Raw genomic sequence first — 18023 nt, forward strand, 5'->3', positions numbered from 1 at the left:
CGCTTCGAGGCGCGGGGCGTCAGGTGGTCCGGCGCCTGCGCGAGCCCGGGCGGCGCTCGCTCGGGCGGGTCACCGGGTCACCGGCGTCCAGCGCGGCCGCACGGCGTCGCAGACCGAAGTCCGCCAGCGCCTCCGCCAGCTTGTGCACGGACGGCTCGGGAGCCATCACGTCGACCCGCAGCCCGTGCTCCTCGGCCGTCTTGGCCGTCGCGGGACCGATACAGGCGATCACGGTCACGTTGTGCGGCTTGCCGGCGATGCCGACCAGGTTCCGCACGGTCGACGACGAGGTGAAGAGCACCGCGTCGAAGCCGCCGCTCTTGATCGCCTCACGGGTGTCGGCCGGCGGCGGCGACGCGCGCACGGTGCGGTACGCGGTGACGTCGTCGACCTCCCAGCCCAGCTCGATGAGCCCGGCGACGAGGGTCTCCGTGGCGATGTCGGCACGGGGCAGGAAGACACGGTCGATCGGGTCGAAGACCGGGTCGTAGGGCGGCCAGTCCTCCAGCAGGCCCGCGGCCGACTGCTCACCGCTCGGCACCAGGTCCGGCTTCACGCCGAAGGCGACGAGCGCGTTCGCGGTCTGTTCGCCGACCGCCGCGACCTTGATGCCCGCGAAGGCACGGGCGTCGAGGCCGTACTCCTCGAACTTCTCCCGCACGGCCTTGACCGCGTTCACCGAGGTGAACGCGATCCACTCGTAGCGGCCCGTCACCAGGCCCTTGACCGCGCGCTCCATCTGCTGGGGCGTGCGCGGAGGCTCGACGGCGATCGTCGGCACCTCGTAGGGAACGGCCCCGTACGACCGCAGCTGGTCGGAGAGCGACGCCGCCTGCTCCTTCGTGCGCGGCACGAGCACCTTCCAGCCGAACAGCGGCTTGGACTCGAACCACGACAGCTGGTCGCGCTGGGCGGCGGAGGAACGCTCACCGACCACGGCTATGACCGGGCGGCCACCGTCCGGGGACGGCAGCACCTTCGCCTGCTTCAGCGTCTGCGCGATCGTGCCGAGGGTGGCCGACCAGGTGCGCTGGCGGGTCGTCGTACCGGCGATCGTCACGGACATCGGGGTGTCGGGCTTGCGGCCGGAGGCCACCAGCTCACCGGCGGCCGCGGCCACCGAGTCGAGCGTCGACGACACCACGACGGTGCCGTCGGAGGCGCCGACCTCGGTCCAGCAGCGGTTCGACGCGGTGCGCGCGTCGACGAACCGTACGTCCGCGCCCTGGGCGTCCCGCAGTGGCACACCCGCGTAGGCGGGCACACCGACGGCGGCGGCGATGCCGGGTACCACCTCGAACGGAACACCCGCGGCGACGCAGGCCAGCATCTCCTCGGCGGCGTAGGTGTCGAGCCCGGGGTCACCGGACACCGCACGTACGACCCGCTTGCCGCCCCGTGCGGCCGTCATGACAAGATTGGCGGCGTCCCTCGACGCGGGGTCACCAACGGTCGTTGACACACCGTCAACAACCGTCAGCTGAGGCGTGCCTGTGCCCTGGTACGGAACCGGCGAAGTGTCCGGATCCGTGTTCAGAACGGCGACGCCTTGTCTGGCGTGAACGCGCACCACGTCGAGCACGTCGTGCTCGGCGACGAGGACGTCCGCGTTCGCCAGCGCCTCTACGGCGCGCAGTGTCAGCAGCCCTGGATCTCCGGGTCCGGCACCCAGGAAGGTGACGTGCCCGTGGACGGGACCGGCGGGAAGGTTGGTGGGGCTCACAGTGCTCGCTCCCCCATCAGACCGGCCGCGCCCTTGGCAAGCATCTCGGCGGCGAGTTCACGGCCGAGCGACATCGCTTGGTCATGTGTCTCGGGCACGGGACCGGTGGTGGACAGCTGCACCAGCGTCGAGCCGTCGGTCGTGCCGACGACGCCGCGCAGGCGCATCTCCTTGACAATCTGCCCGTCGGCCAGCAGGTCGGCGTACGCGCCCACGGGAGCGCTGCAGCCGGCCTCCAGGGCGGCAAGCAGGGATCGCTCGGCGGTCACGGCGGCCCGGGTGTACGGGTCGTCGAGCTCTCCGAGCGCGGCGACGAGGTCCGCGTTGTCCGCGGCGCACTCGATCGCCAGGGCCCCCTGGCCGGGGGCGGGCAGAACGGTGTCGACCGACAGGAAGTCGGTGACCTCGTCGATCCGGCCGATCCGGTTGAGTCCGGCGGCGGCGAGGACGACGGCGTCGAGCTCCCCGGCGTGGACGTACCCGATGCGGGTGTCGACGTTGCCCCGGATGGCGACCGTCTCGATCGCCAGTCCGTGGCTCCGCGCGTACGCGTTGAGCTGGGCCATACGGCGCGGCGAACCGGTGCCGACGCGCGCGCCGTCCGGAAGCTGCTCGAAGGTCAGCCCGTCGCGGGCGACGAGTACGTCGCGGACGTCCTCGCGCACCGGCACGGCGGCCAGCGCGAGGTCCTCGGGCTGCGCGGTCGGCAGATCCTTGAGGGAATGCACGGCGAAGTCGACCTCCCCGCGCACCAGTGCCTCGCGCAGCGCGGTCACGAAGACGCCCGTGCCGCCGATCTGTGCGAGGTTCTCGCGGGAGACATCGCCGTACGTCGTGATCTCAACGAGCTCGACGGGCCGGCCGGTCACCCGGCTCACGGCATCCGCCACCTGCCCGGACTGGGCCATGGCGAGTTTGCTGCGCCTGGTCCCCAGCCTCAAAGCCTGCTCACTCATGCTCGCCCTCGGTTCTTGGCGTTCTCGGTGTTGTTCTCGGCCCGCGAGACGGCGGCGACCGTCTCCGGGTCCAGGTCGAACAGGGTCCGCAGCGCGTCCGCGTACCCGGCGCCACCGGGTTCGGCAGCGAGTTGCTTGACCCGTACGGTCGGCGCGTGCAGCAGTTTGTCGACGACGCGCCGCACGGTCTGGGTGATCTCGCCACGCTGCTTGTCGTCGAGGTCCGGCAGCCGTCCGTCCAGCCGCGCGATCTCGTTCGCGACGACGTCGGCGGCCATGGCGCGCAGCGCGACGACGGTGGGCGTGATGTGCGCCGCCCGCTGGGCGGCGCCGAAAGCGGCCACCTCGTCGGAGACGATCCGGCGCACCTGGTCCACGTCGGCGGCCATCGGCGCGTCGGCGGAGGCCTCGGCGAGCGTCTCCAGGTCGACGAACCGTACACCGAGCAGCCGGTGCACGGCCGCGTCGATGTCACGGGGCATCGCGAGGTCGAGCAGCGCGAGCACCGGCGCGGGGCGGGGTGCCTCGGCGACGGGTTCGGGCCTGCGGCGCTCGGGGATACGGCCCGCCGTGGCCGCGGAGGCGGCCAGCGCGGCGATGATCTCGGCGTCGGCTTCGGCGTCCTCGGCGGGCGTACGACGGCTGTCGCGGCGCTCGACGGTTCCGGTGCCCTTGTCCACCCAGGCGGCGTGCTGCTCCAGGGTGGCCGCGTCCATGCCGGCGACGGCCGCCTCGCCCATGACGGAGAAGCCGGTCGCGCCCTGCACGGCGGACAGGTCCAGCGGGCAGGCGTCCTCGGCTCCGGCGTCGGCGGAGGCCAGGTGACCGGCCGGGCCGGCCGCCGTCTCACGCCGTGCCGCGGGCGTTCCCGTGCGTCCTTCGACGGCGGCCGCGACGGTCTCCGCGGTCAGGACGAGTCCGGTCGCCCCGGTGCACGAGACGGCGATGTCGGCACGTGTCAGCTCGACCGGCACCGAGTCCATCGGTACCGCGCGGGCCAGCACGTCCGTGTCGTCGCCGCCGGTGAGGATCTCGGCGAGGCGCTCGGCGCGGTCGGGGGTGCGGTTGGCGATCACGATCTCGCCGACGCCGATGCGCGCGAGCGTCGCGGCGGCCAGCGAGGACATCGATCCCGCGCCGATGACCAGGGCCTTCTTGTCCTTGGCCCAGGCCTCGACGGGACGTCCGGCGGACAGCTGCTCCAGGCCGAAGGTGACCAGGGACTGTCCGGCGCGGTCGATGCCGGTCTCGGAGTGGGCGCGCTTGCCGACCCGCAGGGCCTGCTGGAACAGGTCGTTCAGGAGGCGGCCCGCGGTGTGCAGTTCCTGCGCGGTGGCGAGCGCGTCCTTGATCTGGCCGAGGATCTGGCCCTCGCCGACGACCATCGAGTCGAGGCCGCAGGCCACCGAGAAGAGGTGGTGGACGGCCCGGTCCTCGTAGTGCACGTACAGGTGGGGGGTGAGCTCCTCCAGGCCGACGCCGCTGTGCTGGGCGAGGAGCGTGGACAGCTCGGCGACGCCCGCGTGGAACTTGTCCACGTCGGCGTACAGCTCGATGCGGTTGCAGGTGGCGAGTACCGCGCCCTCGGCGGCCGGCTCGGCGGCGAGGGTGTCCTGGAGCAGCTTGACCTGCGCGTCCGCGGACAGCGCGGCCCGTTCGAGGACGCTGACCGGAGCGCTGCGGTGGCTCAGCCCGACGACGAGGAGACTCATGCCGGCATCACGGCGGGAACGTCCCCGTCGGGCCCTTTGTCGTTGTTCTCCCGCTCGGCCTGGGCGGCGGCACCGGCCTGCGCCTCGGCCTCCTCGCCGGCCTTGCGCTGCTCGTGGAACGCGAGGATCTGCAGCTCGATGGAGAGATCGACCTTGCGCACGTCGACGCCGTCCGGGACGGACAGGACGGTCGGCGCGAAGTTCAGGATGGAGGTGACTCCGGCGGCGACCAGGCGGTCGCAGACGGGCTGGGCGGCCCCGGCCGGGGTGGCGATGACACCGATCGAGACACCGTTCTCGTCGATGATCTTTTCCAGCTCGTCCGTGTGCTGCACCGGGATCCCGGCGACGGGCTTGCCGGCCATCGCGGGATCGGCGTCGATGAGCGCCGCCACACGGAATCCGCGGGACGCGAACCCTCCGTAATTGGCCAGTGCCGCACCGAGGTTGCCGATGCCGACGATCACTACCGGCCAGTCCTGGGTCAGACCCAGTTCACGGGAGATCTGGTACACGAGATACTCGACGTCGTACCCCACACCACGGGTCCCGTAGGAACCGAGGTAGGAGAAGTCCTTGCGCAGCTTCGCGGAGTTGACCCCCGCGGCGGCCGCGAGTTCCTCGGATGAGACCGTGGGTACCGAGCGCTCCGACAGTGCGGTGAGGGCTCGGAGGTACAGCGGAAGCCGGGCGACGGTGGCCTCGGGAATCCCTCGGCTGCGGGTCGCCGGTCGGTGAGTTCGGCCAGTTGCCACGGTGCTCCTGCGGGTAGAGCGGGGCTTTAGGCGGTCACACGTACCTAGACCGCCCCGTCGAATGCAGGCTATGTCTTTGTGAACGCGTGCACAAAGACGGTGTCCGATTTGCCCGGCCAACGTGACCGGGGTCACGCATGCCCGGCGCGCCCGTATGCAACCGGCGCGCGGACGACTCCGCACCGCACATGAAGGGGGCAAAACCGCACACTCTCCTCAACGAATCCCGCCCCCGAGACCAATCGCCGTCGATCCTAGGCGACTTTCCGGACGCCTTGGACTGCTCGGGCAGGTCACAAGTCGGGATACATCACGGGCGAGGCCGCCCTCCCCGCGCACGGCTCACCGCGCGAGGGCTTTGCGAAGGCGTTCCTCGTTCACGCGCCAGAAGGTGTGCTGCGCCCCGTCCACCAGTACGACCGGGATCTGCTCCCAGTACCGGCGGTGCAGCTCCTCGTCCTCGGTGATGTCCTTCCCCTCCCAGGGGACCCCGAGATCGGCACACACCTTCTCGATCACTTCCTGTGCGTCATCACACAGATGACACCCGGGCTTCCTGATCAACGTGACCAGGTGCTCCGCGGGCGCCTTCGTCTCCGTACGGCGGTCGCTGCGCCGGAACATGGGGCTCATGCGCGCCATTGTCCCGCCCCGGACGCCCGGCGGGCACGCCCGGCGCCACGCGCGGTCCCGACCCGCGCACGAGTCCGGCACGCCGACCGGCGGCGCGCCGGACCGCTCGTTTAACGGCGTGGCCTCGGAGAGTTCACAGCGCCGAATCCTGTCGACTCCGGAAGCACCGAACAGACTGGCTATGCTCACGACATGGCCGCTCTCGGATGGCTCACTCCCCGTAGGCGCTCCGCAACCGCGCGGAGCGTGTTGGCAGGCGAGGCCTCTGCGGAGGCAGCCCGCAAGTCCTCGCAGGAACTGGAAGAACTGGCACCCCCGGACGCCGTGGAGGAACCCGACTTCCCGGTGCTCGGCGACGACAAGGCCGCCGCGTTCTTCGATCTCGACAACACCGTGATGCAAGGTGCCGCCCTCTTCCACTTCGGACGCGGGCTGTACAAGCGGAAGTTCTTCGAGACCCGCGACCTCGCGAAGTTCGCCTGGCAGCAGGCGTGGTTCAGGCTGGCCGGTGTCGAGGACCCGGAGCACATGCAGGAAGCGCGTGACTCCGCGCTGTCGATCGTGAAGGGCCACCGGGTCTCCGAGCTGATGTCGATCGGCGAGGAGATCTACGACGAGTACATGGCCGAGCGCATCTGGCCCGGTACCCGCGCGCTCGCCCAGGCGCACCTGGACGCCGGCCAGAAGGTGTGGCTCGTCACGGCGGCGCCGGTGGAGATCGCCACGGTGATCGCGCGGCGGCTCGGCCTCACGGGCGCCCTGGGCACGGTCGCGGAATCGGTGGACGGGATCTACACGGGCAAGCTGGTCGGCGAACCCCTGCACGGTCCGGCGAAGGCCGAGGCCGTACGGGCACTGGCGTCCGCGGAGAACCTGGACCTGTCCCGCTGCGCCGCGTACAGCGACTCGCACAACGACATTCCGATGCTCTCGCTGGTCGGACACCCGTACGCGATCAACCCGGACTCGAAACTGCGCAGGCACGCGCGGGACTTCGACTGGCGGCTGCGGGACTACCGCACCGCGCGCAAGGCCGCGAAGGTCGGGATTCCCGCCGCGGCCGGGGTCGGCGCGGTGGCCGGCGGCACGGCCGCGGCGATCGCGCTCCACCGTCGCCGTCGGTAGCTCGCCGCTGCCTCTGCCTCTGGCGTTCGCGGTTCCGGCCGGTGGGTGGGTCGGGGCCGTGCCGGTGCATCAGCCCGTCGCCGTCGGACGGAGATGTGACCGTCGGTGGCGACGGGCATCGATGTACCGGCACGGCCCCTTCCGTGCGTGGTCGGCTGCGGGTACGTCCATCCAGAACGATCCGGCCCCGGCCGCGGAAAGTTTCGGCTCCTCCGGCGTTTGAGGAGCGGGGTCCAGGGCGGAGTCCCAGGTACGGGACGGGTAGGGGCGGAGGGGGCGAATACCTGTCCGGACCTGGGACGGGAGCTCTGCTCCGCCAGGCAATCACATGGTCCTACCCACGTCTTGGGCGACTCAGTCACGTGCTCCGCAGGCGGGCACAACACGCCCTGCACTCAGACGGAACACGAACCGATGCGATCAACAAGCGATCACCGATCGGTACTTGAACAGGCACCGATCCGTGCCAAAAGCGTCGTAATCGATGATTTTAGCAACTGGGTGTAGTGCTGCCTGTACGAAGCGTTATTCTCCTCAGACGCAAACCGGTGCCCTTCCGTCGCTACGACGGGTGAAAGGTCCCGCACTGCACGTGATGGAAGCTCTGCCTCTGGGAGTCCCGTGTACTCACACGTCGGGGTTGACGCCTCGGGCCTGGCTACGCTGCGCGCAACGGTCCTGGACCGTCTGCGCGGCTTCGTCCCCACCGCGTACGCCGTCCCCGCCTTCGCCCTCCCCGCGCCCGTCGGACCTTGCTACGCCCTGGCCGACGGCAACGCGGCGGTCGGCAGGCGGGGCCGCTCAGGCTCGGCCACCACCGCACGCCGTCCGGCCGCGGACAGTGACAGCGCCCGGATGATGGATCTCGTGGAGCGCGCCCAGGCCGGCGAGGCCGACGCCTTCGGACGGCTCTACGACCAGTACAGCGACACCGTGTACCGCTACATCTACTACCGGGTTGGAGGTAAGGCGACCGCCGAGGACCTCACGAGTGAGACCTTTCTGCGGGCGCTGCGACGGATCGGCACCTTCACCTGGCAGGGGCGTGACTTCGGCGCCTGGCTCGTGACCATCGCCCGGAATCTGGTGGCCGACCATTTCAAGTCCAGCCGCTTCCGGCTGGAAGTGACCACCGGCGAGATGCTCGACGCCAACGAGGTCGAGCGCTCCCCCGAGGACTCCGTCCTGGAGTCCCTGTCGAACGCCGCACTGCTCGACGCCGTGAAACGGCTCAACCCTCAGCAGCAGGAGTGCGTGACACTCCGGTTCCTCCAAGGGCTCTCGGTCGCCGAGACCGCCCGGGTGATGGGCAAGAACGAGGGCGCCATCAAGACCCTCCAGTACCGGGCCGTCCGCACGCTGGCCCGGCTCCTGCCCGAAGACGTCCGCTGAGCCCGCTTTCGACCACAGTGGCCCCGCACGCTCAGCGACGTCCAACTCACCTTCTGTAAAAGTCGGTTGACTTCGCGGTCCGCGCATCCGTCGTCCGTAACCCAAGTGCCGTGACGCTCGTTGTGCGGGATACAGGCTCCCTGTGGTCACCCCTTGGCCCTCACCGATCACCCGATCGCGTGGACACGGCCAGGGGGTGCAACCCTCAGGACCCCCTGGGGAGTCGACCGTCATGACGAGAGGAGGTGCCGCCAGTGATCGCGAACGTATCAACACACCGGCGGGCGAACGCCTTCGCCCAGGCCCTGGAGGAGATCGACCAGGGCACGGCGGCCGAGCAGCCCGATGGGTCGGCACCGTCCCGGGCTGCTGCGGAACAGACCGAGCAAGGGCTGCTGTTGGCCCTTGCCACCGGTCTCGGCGAGCTGCCCCAACCGGAGCTGGACCCCGAGGTCAAGATCGTGCAGCGAGCCCAGCTCGTCGCGGCGATGGAGGCCATGCTGCAGGAAGGCACCGCCGCCGGAGGCGAGGGTCCGGGCCGTGGCCTGCCCGAACAGCGGTCTCATCGGGCCAAGGGCTCGCACCGGGCGACCGGACTGGGGAAGCTGCGGCCCCGGTCCCGGCTGTCCAAAGGACTGGCCGCGGGCGGGCTCACCGTCGGTGTGGCCGCCGGAGCCTTCGGCGGTGTGGCCGCCGCGAGTTCCGACGCCCTGCCCGGTGACTCGCTCTACGGGCTCAAACGCGGCATGGAAGACATCAAGCTGGGTCTGGCGGACGGCGACAGCGACCGGGGCGAGCTCTACCTCGACCAGGCCTCGAACCGCCTGAGCGAGGCCCGTCGGCTGATGGAGCGGGGCCGCTCGGGACACCTCGACCACGAGTCCCTGGGCGAGATCCGCCGCGCTCTGTCCGGCATGCAGCACGACGCCACCGAAGGCCACCGACTGCTGCACGAAGCGTACGAACGGGACGGCTCACTGGGCCCCATCCAGGCCCTGTCCGCCTTCTCCCAGTCGCACCGCGAGGCCTGGGGCGCACTGCGCGACCGACTGCCCGTGCAGCTCGGTGACGTCAGTGACCAGGTCTCGTCGGTCTTCGAGGCCATAGACGACGAGGTCGACCCGCTGCGCTCGCTGCTGCCCACGACGCCCGCCCCCGAGGGCACCGGCCGTCACCGGGGCAGGAGCGAGGAGTCCACCGGCTCGCCGGGTACGGAGACTCCGACACCCAGCGCCAGCAGCGGACCGGCGGGCGAGAGCCACAGCACCAAGCCCAAGCCGTCCAGTTCGGGCAGCAGCGGCGAGGGCCTGCTCGGCGGCGGCACCGGCGGTCTGCTCGACCCGCCACAGGACGACACCAGCACCTCACCGTCGTCCGGAAGCGGCAAGAGCAGCGCGCCGAGCGAACCCGACGTCACCCTGCCGCCGCTGCTCCCCGGCCTCCTGCCGGGCCTCGGCATCGACACGCAGGACAGCGACTGACGGACCCACCGCGGTACGTCGATGGGGGCGCCCTCCTCGGGGAGGGCGCCCCCATCGACGTACCGGCATATCAAGACATGATCAACAGAATCGTAACTGCATGATCAGAAAAACACGGACCTGCGCTGGACCAGCAGCTTGTAGAGGGTGTGCTGGATCTGCTCCCTGACCTGGTCGGTCAGGTTGAACATCAGCATCGGGTCGTCCGCCGCCTCCGGCGGATAACTGTCCGTGCGGATCGGCTCGCCGAACTGGATCGTCCACTTGGTGGGCAGCGGGATCGCACCGAGCGGGCCCAGCCACGGGAAGGTCGGCGTGATCGGGAAGTACGGGAATCCCAGCAGCCGCGCGAGGGTCTTCGCGTTGCCGATCATCGGGTAGATCTCCTCCGCCCCGACGATCGAGCACGGGATGATCGGAGTGCCGGCGCGCAGCGCCGTCGAGACGAAGCCGCCCCGGCCGAACCGCTGGAGCTTGTAGCGCTCGCTGAACGGCTTGCCGATGCCCTTGAAGCCCTCCGGCATCACCCCGACCAGTTCACCGCGCTCCAGCAGCCGCTCGGCGTCCTCCGCGCAGGCCAGCGTGTGACCGGCCTTGCGGGCCAGCTCGTTGACGACCGGCAGCATGAACACCAGGTCGGCGGCGAGCAGCCGCAGATGACGGTTCGCGGGGTGGTTGTCGTGCACGGCGACCTGCATCATGAGGCCGTCCAGCGGAAGCGTGCCCGAGTGGTTGGCGACGATCAGGGCGCCGCCCTCGGACGGAATGTTCTCGACGCCCTTCACCTCGACGCGGAAGTACTTCTCGTACACCGGCCGGACCAGTGACATCAGGACCTGGTCGGTCAGCTCCTGGTCGTACCCGAACTCGTCGATCTCGTAGTCGCCGGTGAGCCTGCGGCGCAGGAAGGACAGGCCCCCCGCGATGCGCTGCTCCAGGCTGTTGCCGCCCTGCTGGGGCTGCCGGGGCTGTTCCTCCTGCGTCACGGGAACATCATCCTGCGGAAGGGTCCGTCCGGGCATGGGCTGGACCTCGCGCACGACCACGGGCTCACCCTTGCGCCGGCTTCCCGCGGCCCGGCGCCTCGCCGGGCGCTGCATCGCAGCCCCGCGCGAGCGGTCGTCGTCGAACGGAATGACCTTGGCGTCCGCCATCGTTGATGCGCTCCTCAGTTGGCGCTCTGCGTCGGGGGGTGGCCGCCGCCCAGAGCAGGCAGCGCGGCGATCTTGTCCACGGCCCCCGCAAGGGCCTCCGGGGGCAGGAGTCCGGGACCCCTGCTCTGGGCGAAGTCCGCGAAGGTCTCCGCCGTCGTGTACTTCGGCTCGTAGCCCAGGGTTTCGCGCATCTGGACCGTCGCGACCACCCTGCCGTGCGTGAGCAGCCGCAGCTGCTCCGGGGAGAAGTCCGTCACCCCCAGGGTACGCACGGCCGTACCGGCCCAGCTGAGGGCCGGCAGCAGGAGCGGGACCGTGGGCCGGCCCAGCCGCCGCGCGCACTGCGAGAGCAGCAGGACGCCGTCCCCGGCGATGTTGAACGTGCCGCTGTTGAGCGTGCCCCGCTGCGGTTCGTGCGCGGCGAGCCGCAGCACCTCGATGACGTCGCTCTCGTGGACGAACTGGAGCCGCGGGTCGTAGCCGAACACCGTCGGCAGCACCGGCAGCGAGAAGTACGAGGCGAGCGGCGAATCCGCGCTCGGGCCGAGGATGTTGGCGAACCGCAGCACGCACACGGCGACATCGGGCCTGCGGCGCGCGAAGCCGCGTACGTAGCCCTCGACCTCGACCGTGTCCTTCGCGAAGCCGCCGCTGGGCAGCGACTTGGGCGAGGTGGTCTCGGTGAAGACGGCGGGGTCGCGCGGTGCCGAGCCGTAGACGTTCGTACTGGACTTCACGACGAGCCGCTTGACCGTCGGGGACTTCTGACAGGCGCCGAGGAGCTGCATGGTGCCGATGACGTTGGTCTCCTTGACCGTGGTCCGGCTGCCGGAGCCCAGCGCCGTGCCCGTCACATCCATGTGCACGACCGTGTCGACGGAGTACTCGGCGAGCACCCGGGCGATGGTGGGCTGGCGGATGTCGGCCTGCACGAAGTCGGCGCCACCGATGTGGTGCTCGGGAGGCACCGCGTCCACGGCGATCACCCGGTCCACCTGCGGGTCACGCTGGATCCGTCGTACGAACCGGCCCCCGAGCCGCCGGGCCACCCCGGTCACGAGCACGACCTTCCCCAAGATCAGCGCCTTCCTTCCAGAACTGGACGTAGCTCCGCTCGTACCTGCCGCGTTCCCCGTGTGCGGCCAACTTAGCGGGTTGATGTTGCGCTGTGATGACCGCCCGATGCATGAAGTGACGGCAGCGGTGAACCGGTGACCAGACCCAGCCATTCGGCCCACAGCCGGACACCGCGCAGATGGCCGAAGACGTTCGACGGTCGAGCGGTTTTTCGGGGGTCCTCTTCGCGGGCCACCGCCGCGCCGGGACACCCGGCCCATCGCCCGGCCCCTCACCCAGGACCTCGGCCGGCCGCCGCGCGGCCTTCGCCGACCCTTGAGCGGCCTTTCCCCGGCCGGATACGCCTGTGGCCTCCCACCCGCTGGTGAGAGGCCACAGTACGCGTTTCCGCGCGTCGCTTACTTCTTGTTGCGACGCTGAACGCGAGTGCGCTTGAGCAGCTTGCGGTGCTTCTTCTTCGCCATCCGCTTGCGCCGCTTCTTGATAACAGAGCCCACGACTACCCTCGCTCACTTCTCTTTACTCGGTGCTGGGCTGCATGGGCCCACACGACCTATGAGGGGCCAGCCTACCCGCCCGAGAGCTGAGGTCGTAATCGAGGTGTTTCCGGGAGATCGCGAACGGTCTCCCGGAACGCCGTCAGGCGGTCTCCACCCCCACGTAGCTCTCGCGGAGGTACTCGTGAACCGCTTGCTCCGGCACCCGGAAGGACCTCCCCACCCGGATCGCCGGCAGATGACCACTGTGCACCAACCGGTACACGGTCATCTTCGACACTCGCATCACCGAGGCCACTTCCGCCACGGTAAGGAACTGGACCTCGTTCAGAGGCCTGTCGCCTGCAGCCATGTCACACCTGAACCTTCCGCACTCGACGGCCACCGGCTTCCCCTTCCGGTGACTCTTCGTCGTTGCGCACTCACTCCCCAATGTAGGGGCGGGTGATGCGAGTGGGGAAGAGGAGATGCCATCGGCCGCCTACTGTGACAGACACGCTCGATTGAGTACATAGCGAGTAAGCGGTCGGTAGTAATCAGACCGCACAGCGTCATCTAGGGGAACGGCGACGGACACCCGCCCCTCCGCCTCTCCGACGAACAGGGCGGGGTCGTCCGTATCGGCCAGACCGATGGCCTCGAACCCCAGCTGACCTGCCCCGCAGACCCATCCGTGGTCCCCGATGACCAGCTCCGGGAGGGGCCCTCCGCCCGCGGCGGCGGCCGCCAGAACGGTCCGGACCGGAAGGGGTGAATGGGTGTGTGCGCCGGTCGCACGACCGGCGGCTCCCGCCTCGGGTTCGCGCACCAGCGCGACACCTTGTACGTAGTCGAGGCGGTGGGTGCGTAGACCGAACCGGGTCGTTATGTCGATAGAGCTACCCTGCGCGGGGGTGAGGACGGTACACCCCGCCGCCGACAGGGCGTCCGCGAGCGCGGCGTAGAAATCGATCAGCCGGTGTGGGTGACCCGTACCGAGAAGCACAGGGTGACGACGCCGGGCGGCTTCGCCGAGCCGTTCCGCGAAGGCGTCGAGGGCCGCCAGGGTCCGCTCCGGGTCGATCACATCATGCCCCGAAGTGTGTGACGGATCAGCCGAAACTCCGCATTTGTCGGCCATCAACTCGATCAAATCCCGCTGGCACCATGTCCATTCGGGATCGAGTCCGAGCATCAGACGGGGGTCGCGGGCGGCGAAGAGCCGGTAGCTGCGCAGGCTCTCCTCGCGCGAGGTGGCCACGGGCCCGGCGAGCCGGGCGGCCAGAAGATGGGCACGCAACGCGCCGGTGCTCAACACGTCAGCGATGCTGACGCATTCACCCGTACCGGATGCGCAACATGGGCCATATGCCCCACAGTTGGCCTAAAGGTCCACCAGGGCGGCAGCGCCGGGGGTGCCGGCTCCCGACACGGGAGACCTCGCCTACGGAAGCATCCCGCGCAGCGGGAACACGGCCTTGCGTGTCGCCACGATCGCCTGGTCGAGACGGTCCGCCGGGTCGTACCCCGCCTCCCAGTCCTTCCAGGACACCGGCCACCGTCCGTCCGTCATCCGCATCGGCGCCAACTGCCGGGTGCGGGCGAAGACCTCCTGGCGCCAGCTCTCCGGGACCACCGTCTCGGGCTCGACGGGACGGCCCGCCGCCACGGCCACGAGATGCGTCCACGAGCGCGGCACCACCTCCACCACCGCGTATCCGCCACCCCCCAGCGCGACCCAGCGTCCGTCGGCGTACGTGTGCGCCAGGTCGTGACAGGCGACCTGCACGGCCCGCTGCGCGTCGAGCGAGACGGCCAGGTGCGCGAGCGGGTCCTCGAAGTGGGTGTCCGCTCCGTGCTGGGTGACCAGCACCTGCGGCCGGAAATCGGCGATCAGCTCGGGCACCACCGCGTGGAACGCCCGCAGCCAGCCCGCGTCCCCGGTACCCGCCGGCAACGCGACATTGACGGCCGTACCCTCCGCACCGCCCGCCCCGGTCTCCTCGGGCCACCCCGTCTGCGGGAACAGCGTCCGCGGGTGCTCGTGCAGCGAGATCGTCAGAACCCGCGGATCCTCCCAGAAGGCCGCCTGGACGCCGTCACCGTGATGCACGTCGACGTCGATGTACGCGACCCGCTCGGCGCCCAGCTCCAGAAGGCGCGCGATGGCGAGAGCGGCGTCGTTGTAGATGCAGAACCCGGACGCGCCGCCGGGCATCGCGTGGTGCAGCCCGCCCGCGAAGTTCACCGCGTGCAGCGCCTCCCCGCGCCACACGGCCTCCGCGGCGCCCACGGACTGCCCGGCGATCATCGCGGACACCTCGTGCATCCCGGTGAACGCGGGATCGTCCATCGTCCCGAGGCCGTACGACGGATCCGCCGACCGGGGATCGGCGGACGCGGCCCTGACCGCCGCCACATAGTCCTCGCGGTGCACCAGCCGCAGGGTCGAATCCCCGGCGGGCTTCGCCGCGACGACGTCGACGGCCCGGTCGAGCCCGAAGGCGTCGACGAGCCCCTTCGTCAGCCGGAGCCGGACCGGATCCATCGGATGGTCCGGACCGAAGTCATACCCCGTTACTGCCTCGTCCCACATCAGCTGTGCGCGGCCGCTCATGCACGTCACCGTATCGGTCCGGTTGAGGATCGAACGAGCGGGCGTACCCCAAGGTCGCGAGGACCAGCACCATCGGCACGAGCATGGCCCCGCGGTAGTTCCAGGCGTCACCCAGCGCGCCCACCAACGGAGAGCCGATCAGGAACCCCACGTAGTTGAAGATGTTCAGGCGCGCGATCGCCGTGTCCGACGCCCCGGGGAAGAGCCGCCCCGCGGCCGCGAAGGTCTGCGGCACGATCACACACAGCCCGAGCCCCAGCAGCGTGAACCCCAGCATGCCCACCCCGGCCCCCGGCGCGAGGGCCACCACCCCGAACCCGAGCGCGGCGACCACGGCACCCAGCCGCACCACCGCCACGGCCCCGAACCGCCGCACCCCGAAGTCCCCGACGGCACGCCCCACCAGCGTCATCACCATGTAGACGTTGTACGGAACGGTCGCCATCTGCTCCGAACTGCCCAGCACGTCCTTGAGGTACTTCGCGCTCCAGTTGGAGACGGTCGAGTCCCCGATGTAGGCGAAGGTCATCACCAGGCACAGCGGCAGCAGCATCCGGAAGACGAGCGGACCGGCACCCGCGCCGGCCACCGCCTCCTCCTTCCCCTCCGTGTCCACGCCCGCGTCGACGTACCACCGGCTCCCCACCAGGGTGAGCGGCAGCAGCACCAGCACGACCGGCAGATACGACACGAAGAGCGACAGATGCCAGTGCGCCCCAGCCCACGCGAGCGAGGCGCCCACGATCCCGCCCAGGCTGTACGCGGCATGGAAACCGAGCATGATGCTGCGCCCGTACGACCGCTGGAGACTCACCCCGAGCATGTTCATCGAGGCGTCGAGACCGCCGACCGCCAGGCCGAAGGCACCGAGGGCGACGGCCACCTCGACGAGCTGGTCACCGGCGCCGACCCCGAGCAGGGCCAGCAGCACGACCGGCTGCGACCACCGCAGGATGCGGCTGGGGCGTATGCGCTTGACCAGATGCTCAGTGGTGACGCTGCCCAGCCCGGCGAGGACCGGGACGGCCGCCAGGAACGCCGGCAGCAGGGCGTCGGAGATCCCGTAGCGGTCCTGGATGGCCGGGATACGCGTCACGAGCAGCGCGAAGGCGGCACCCTGAGCGAAGAAACTGAACGCCAAAGAGGCCCTACCGCGCCGCAGCACATCTGTCATGGCGGCGAGCGTAGGGCCCCGGCTTACCGGTGGGTAGATCAAGCCGAAGGTGAATTTTGCTCAGCTCTTCGGGGACGGACGGTCAAGGTCTTCGCGGCGGACCCGTCCGGGCCCTCGGCGCGCGGCTGTTCAGCCCCGCGTCCCGGCCCCGGCGGCGAGCTCCCGCTCCAGCATCTTCTCCATCGGGACGACGGCGAAGCGCCCGCTGAGCAGGAAGGCGAGGACCATCGAGGCGATCATGACGACCGTGCCGAGCCAGACCATCGTGTCGATCGGCAGCGTGTAGGCACCCACGACCCGGGCGACACACTCACCGAGCAGGACCGTGCCCCACACCAGCGAGAACGTCCGCTCGGCCTTCCGGAACGGCTCGGAGCCGGCCGCCAGCCGGTCCCAGGCGGCGGCCCGCGCCGCGTCACCCTTCACGAGGAACGGCTTCATGCCCGGCGTCATCATCGGCCGCCCGAGCCGCACGGACACCAGGACACCGATGCCGATCGCGCTGCTGACCCCGCTGTCCTTCGCCAGCATCAGCCGCGGGTCACCGGCGACCAGGCTGAGCGCGAGCCCGACCACGTTGACGAGAAGGATCAGCCCGGCGAGCATGTTCGCCTTGCGCTCCCTCACCACGCTCCACACGGTCCGCACGGCCGGCACGACGCTGCTCCAGCCGAGGGCCGCCATCGTGCTCATCCCGAACCCGTTCTTGAGCAGGTAGTACGACCCGACGGGCACCGCCACGTCCACGATCAGCGGCAGGAAGCTCGGCCGGGGACCGGCGGTCCCCGGGGTCGTGACCGTGTCCGTCCGGGCGGCGCGGGTGGTCTCTCCGGTGCTGATCCCGGCGGCGGTGATGCTCATGATCGGGTCCCCTCGTCGTCGCTGTGTACGTCCCGTTTCGATGTACTCAGCTTCGCGGCCGGACCCCACCCGCCGACAGAAACGATCGTCCGGAGCTCGGCATGACAAATGTCAGCGCCCGCCGATGGGTTCCGTCATACCAGCAGGTCAGCCAACTCCCCCATGTCGGAGAAGAGTTGGGTGGCGCCGGTCAGTCTGTCGGCCGGTGTCATGGCGGTGAACCCGTACACGTCCATCCCGGCCGCGTTGGCCGCCTGTACGCCCAGCGGACTGTCCTCGACGACGGCACACCTCTCCGGTCGTACGCCCATGCTCTCGGCGGCGTGGAGGAACAGATCGGGGGCCGGCTTGCCCCGCCCGACGTCCTGCGAGCTGAAGACCCGTCCCTCGTCGAACCACCGGTCGAGCCCCGTCGTCCGGTGTCCGACCCGGATCCGCTCGTGACTCCCGGAGGAGGCCACGCAGTACGGCACCCCGTCCGCGGCCAGTTTCTCCAGCACCTGGCCGGCTCCGGGGACGGGCTTCAGCTCCCGCTCGAAGGCGGCGAAGACGCGCGCGTGGAACACGTCGTCGAAGTCGTCCGGCAGCCGCCGTCCGGTGCGCTCCAGGACCAGGTCGTGGATGCGGTGCATCGCGGAGCCCATGTAGTCACGCAGGGAGTCCTCGTACGAGGTGGGATGCCCCAGCTCGGTGAGATAGGCGGCCAGCAAGGTGTTGGAGATCGGTTCGCTGTCCACCAGGACGCCGTCATTGTCGAAAATAATCAGGTCGTAGCGCATATCAAAGACCCTAAACGCAGAAAACCCCCGGACCGGTATCCCCGGTCCGGGGGTTTTCTCAAAAATTGTTCGGCGGCGTCCTACTCTCCCACAGGGTCCCCCCTGCAG

The 18023-nt window shown here is 70.0% G+C and carries 17 protein-coding genes; 3 read left to right on the forward strand and 14 right to left on the reverse strand.

Annotation, left to right across the window (positions count from 1 at the left end):
- Positions 1-19: 19 nt before the first annotated feature.
- From ACF07B_RS42475 to ACF07B_RS42495, 5 genes are all read right to left on the reverse strand, one after another.
- On the reverse strand, positions 20-1723 hold the full coding sequence (locus ACF07B_RS42475) for a uroporphyrinogen-III synthase (RefSeq protein ID WP_392182881.1): 1704 nt from the start codon (positions 1721-1723) through the stop codon (positions 20-22).
- Entirely contained in the window at positions 1720-2679 is a 960-nt protein-coding gene (hemC, locus tag ACF07B_RS42480) for a hydroxymethylbilane synthase (RefSeq protein WP_369485651.1), read from the reverse strand. The genes ACF07B_RS42475 and hemC overlap by 4 nt, the downstream gene beginning before the upstream one ends.
- Positions 2676-4391 (reverse strand): glutamyl-tRNA reductase, encoded by a 1716-nt coding sequence (locus ACF07B_RS42485; protein WP_392182882.1) that lies wholly within the window; start codon positions 4389-4391, stop codon positions 2676-2678. The genes hemC and ACF07B_RS42485 overlap by 4 nt, the downstream gene beginning before the upstream one ends.
- Positions 4388-5146: a redox-sensing transcriptional repressor Rex gene (locus ACF07B_RS42490; RefSeq protein WP_369485653.1), complete on the reverse strand. Its 759-nt coding sequence runs from the start codon at positions 5144-5146 to the stop codon at positions 4388-4390. The genes ACF07B_RS42485 and ACF07B_RS42490 overlap by 4 nt, the downstream gene beginning before the upstream one ends.
- Before the next feature lie 342 nt (positions 5147-5488).
- Complete coding sequence (locus ACF07B_RS42495) at positions 5489-5788, reverse strand: glutaredoxin family protein (protein WP_362408156.1); 300 nt, start codon at positions 5786-5788, stop codon at positions 5489-5491.
- 183 nt (positions 5789-5971) lie between these two features.
- On the opposite strand from ACF07B_RS42495, the gene ACF07B_RS42500 reads away from it, so the two are divergent.
- The 3 genes from ACF07B_RS42500 (at position 5972) to ACF07B_RS42510 (ending at position 9777) form a co-directional block, all read left to right on the forward strand.
- Positions 5972-6904 (forward strand): HAD family hydrolase, encoded by a 933-nt coding sequence (locus ACF07B_RS42500; protein ID WP_392182883.1) that lies wholly within the window; start codon positions 5972-5974, stop codon positions 6902-6904.
- A gap of 621 nt (positions 6905-7525) precedes the next feature.
- Complete coding sequence (locus tag ACF07B_RS42505) at positions 7526-8296, forward strand: ECF subfamily RNA polymerase sigma factor, BldN family (protein WP_326786275.1); 771 nt, start codon at positions 7526-7528, stop codon at positions 8294-8296.
- A gap of 254 nt (positions 8297-8550) precedes the next feature.
- On the forward strand, positions 8551-9777 hold the full coding sequence (locus tag ACF07B_RS42510) for a DUF5667 domain-containing protein (protein WP_392182884.1): 1227 nt from the start codon (positions 8551-8553) through the stop codon (positions 9775-9777).
- A gap of 104 nt (positions 9778-9881) precedes the next feature.
- On the opposite strand, the gene ACF07B_RS42515 is transcribed toward ACF07B_RS42510, so the two are convergent.
- The 9 genes from ACF07B_RS42515 to ACF07B_RS42555 form a co-directional block, all read right to left on the reverse strand.
- The gene (locus ACF07B_RS42515) at positions 9882-10931 is read right to left on the reverse strand and encodes a lysophospholipid acyltransferase family protein (RefSeq protein ID WP_384241366.1); all 1050 of its coding nucleotides are present in this window, start codon (positions 10929-10931) and stop codon (positions 9882-9884) included.
- Between the two features lie 14 nt (positions 10932-10945).
- A complete protein-coding gene (locus ACF07B_RS42520) occupies positions 10946-12007 on the reverse strand; it encodes an NAD-dependent epimerase/dehydratase family protein (RefSeq protein ID WP_369486423.1) in 1062 nt (353 codons plus the stop codon).
- A gap of 399 nt (positions 12008-12406) precedes the next feature.
- Complete coding sequence (locus ACF07B_RS42525; RefSeq protein WP_003948845.1) at positions 12407-12505, reverse strand: 30S ribosomal protein bS22; 99 nt, start codon at positions 12503-12505, stop codon at positions 12407-12409.
- Positions 12506-12647: 142 nt separating this feature from the next.
- Entirely contained in the window at positions 12648-12857 is a 210-nt protein-coding gene (locus ACF07B_RS42530; protein ID WP_192582492.1) for a helix-turn-helix domain-containing protein, read from the reverse strand.
- A gap of 129 nt (positions 12858-12986) precedes the next feature.
- Complete coding sequence (locus ACF07B_RS42535) at positions 12987-13802, reverse strand: phosphatase (RefSeq protein ID WP_384241364.1); 816 nt, start codon at positions 13800-13802, stop codon at positions 12987-12989.
- Positions 13803-13928: 126 nt separating this feature from the next.
- Entirely contained in the window at positions 13929-15101 is a 1173-nt protein-coding gene (locus ACF07B_RS42540; RefSeq protein WP_392182885.1) for an acetoin utilization protein AcuC, read from the reverse strand.
- Entirely contained in the window at positions 15052-16275 is a 1224-nt protein-coding gene (locus ACF07B_RS42545) for an MFS transporter (protein ID WP_392182886.1), read from the reverse strand. The genes ACF07B_RS42540 and ACF07B_RS42545 overlap by 50 nt, the downstream gene beginning before the upstream one ends.
- A 129-nt stretch (positions 16276-16404) precedes the next feature.
- Positions 16405-17136, reverse strand: a complete 732-nt coding sequence (locus ACF07B_RS42550) for a VC0807 family protein (protein WP_392182887.1) — start codon at positions 17134-17136, stop codon at positions 16405-16407.
- A gap of 134 nt (positions 17137-17270) precedes the next feature.
- Positions 17271-17915 carry an HAD family hydrolase gene (locus ACF07B_RS42555; protein ID WP_369486418.1) on the reverse strand — a complete coding sequence of 215 codons (645 nt, stop codon included), beginning with the start codon at positions 17913-17915 and terminating at the stop codon, positions 17271-17273.
- Positions 17916-18023: the final 108 nt, after the last annotated feature.

Source organism: Streptomyces sp. NPDC015532 (assembly GCF_043078065.1).
In the GTDB taxonomy this organism is placed as follows: Bacteria; Actinomycetota; Actinomycetes; order Streptomycetales; family Streptomycetaceae; genus Streptomyces.

Excerpts from the sequence above, each read along its gene's own strand:
- hemC (WP_369485651.1), bottom strand. The coding sequence starts at position 2,679 with ATGAGTGAGCAGGCTTTGAGGCTGGGGACCAGGCGCAGCAAACTCGCC.
- ACF07B_RS42485 (WP_392182882.1), bottom strand. The coding sequence starts at position 4,391 with ATGAGTCTCCTCGTCGTCGGGCTGAGCCACCGCAGCGCTCCGGTCAGC.
- ACF07B_RS42495 (WP_362408156.1), bottom strand. The coding sequence starts at position 5,788 with ATGGCGCGCATGAGCCCCATGTTCCGGCGCAGCGACCGCCGTACGGAG.
- ACF07B_RS42500 (WP_392182883.1), top strand. The coding sequence starts at position 5,972 with ATGGCCGCTCTCGGATGGCTCACTCCCCGTAGGCGCTCCGCAACCGCG.
- ACF07B_RS42515 (WP_384241366.1), bottom strand. The coding sequence starts at position 10,931 with ATGGCGGACGCCAAGGTCATTCCGTTCGACGACGACCGCTCGCGCGGG.
- ACF07B_RS42530 (WP_192582492.1), bottom strand. The coding sequence starts at position 12,857 with ATGGCTGCAGGCGACAGGCCTCTGAACGAGGTCCAGTTCCTTACCGTG.
- ACF07B_RS42540 (WP_392182885.1), bottom strand. The coding sequence starts at position 15,101 with ATGAGCGGCCGCGCACAGCTGATGTGGGACGAGGCAGTAACGGGGTAT.
- ACF07B_RS42545 (WP_392182886.1), bottom strand. The coding sequence starts at position 16,275 with ATGACAGATGTGCTGCGGCGCGGTAGGGCCTCTTTGGCGTTCAGTTTC.
- ACF07B_RS42550 (WP_392182887.1), bottom strand. The coding sequence starts at position 17,136 with ATGAGCATCACCGCCGCCGGGATCAGCACCGGAGAGACCACCCGCGCC.
- ACF07B_RS42555 (WP_369486418.1), bottom strand. The coding sequence starts at position 17,915 with ATGCGCTACGACCTGATTATTTTCGACAATGACGGCGTCCTGGTGGAC.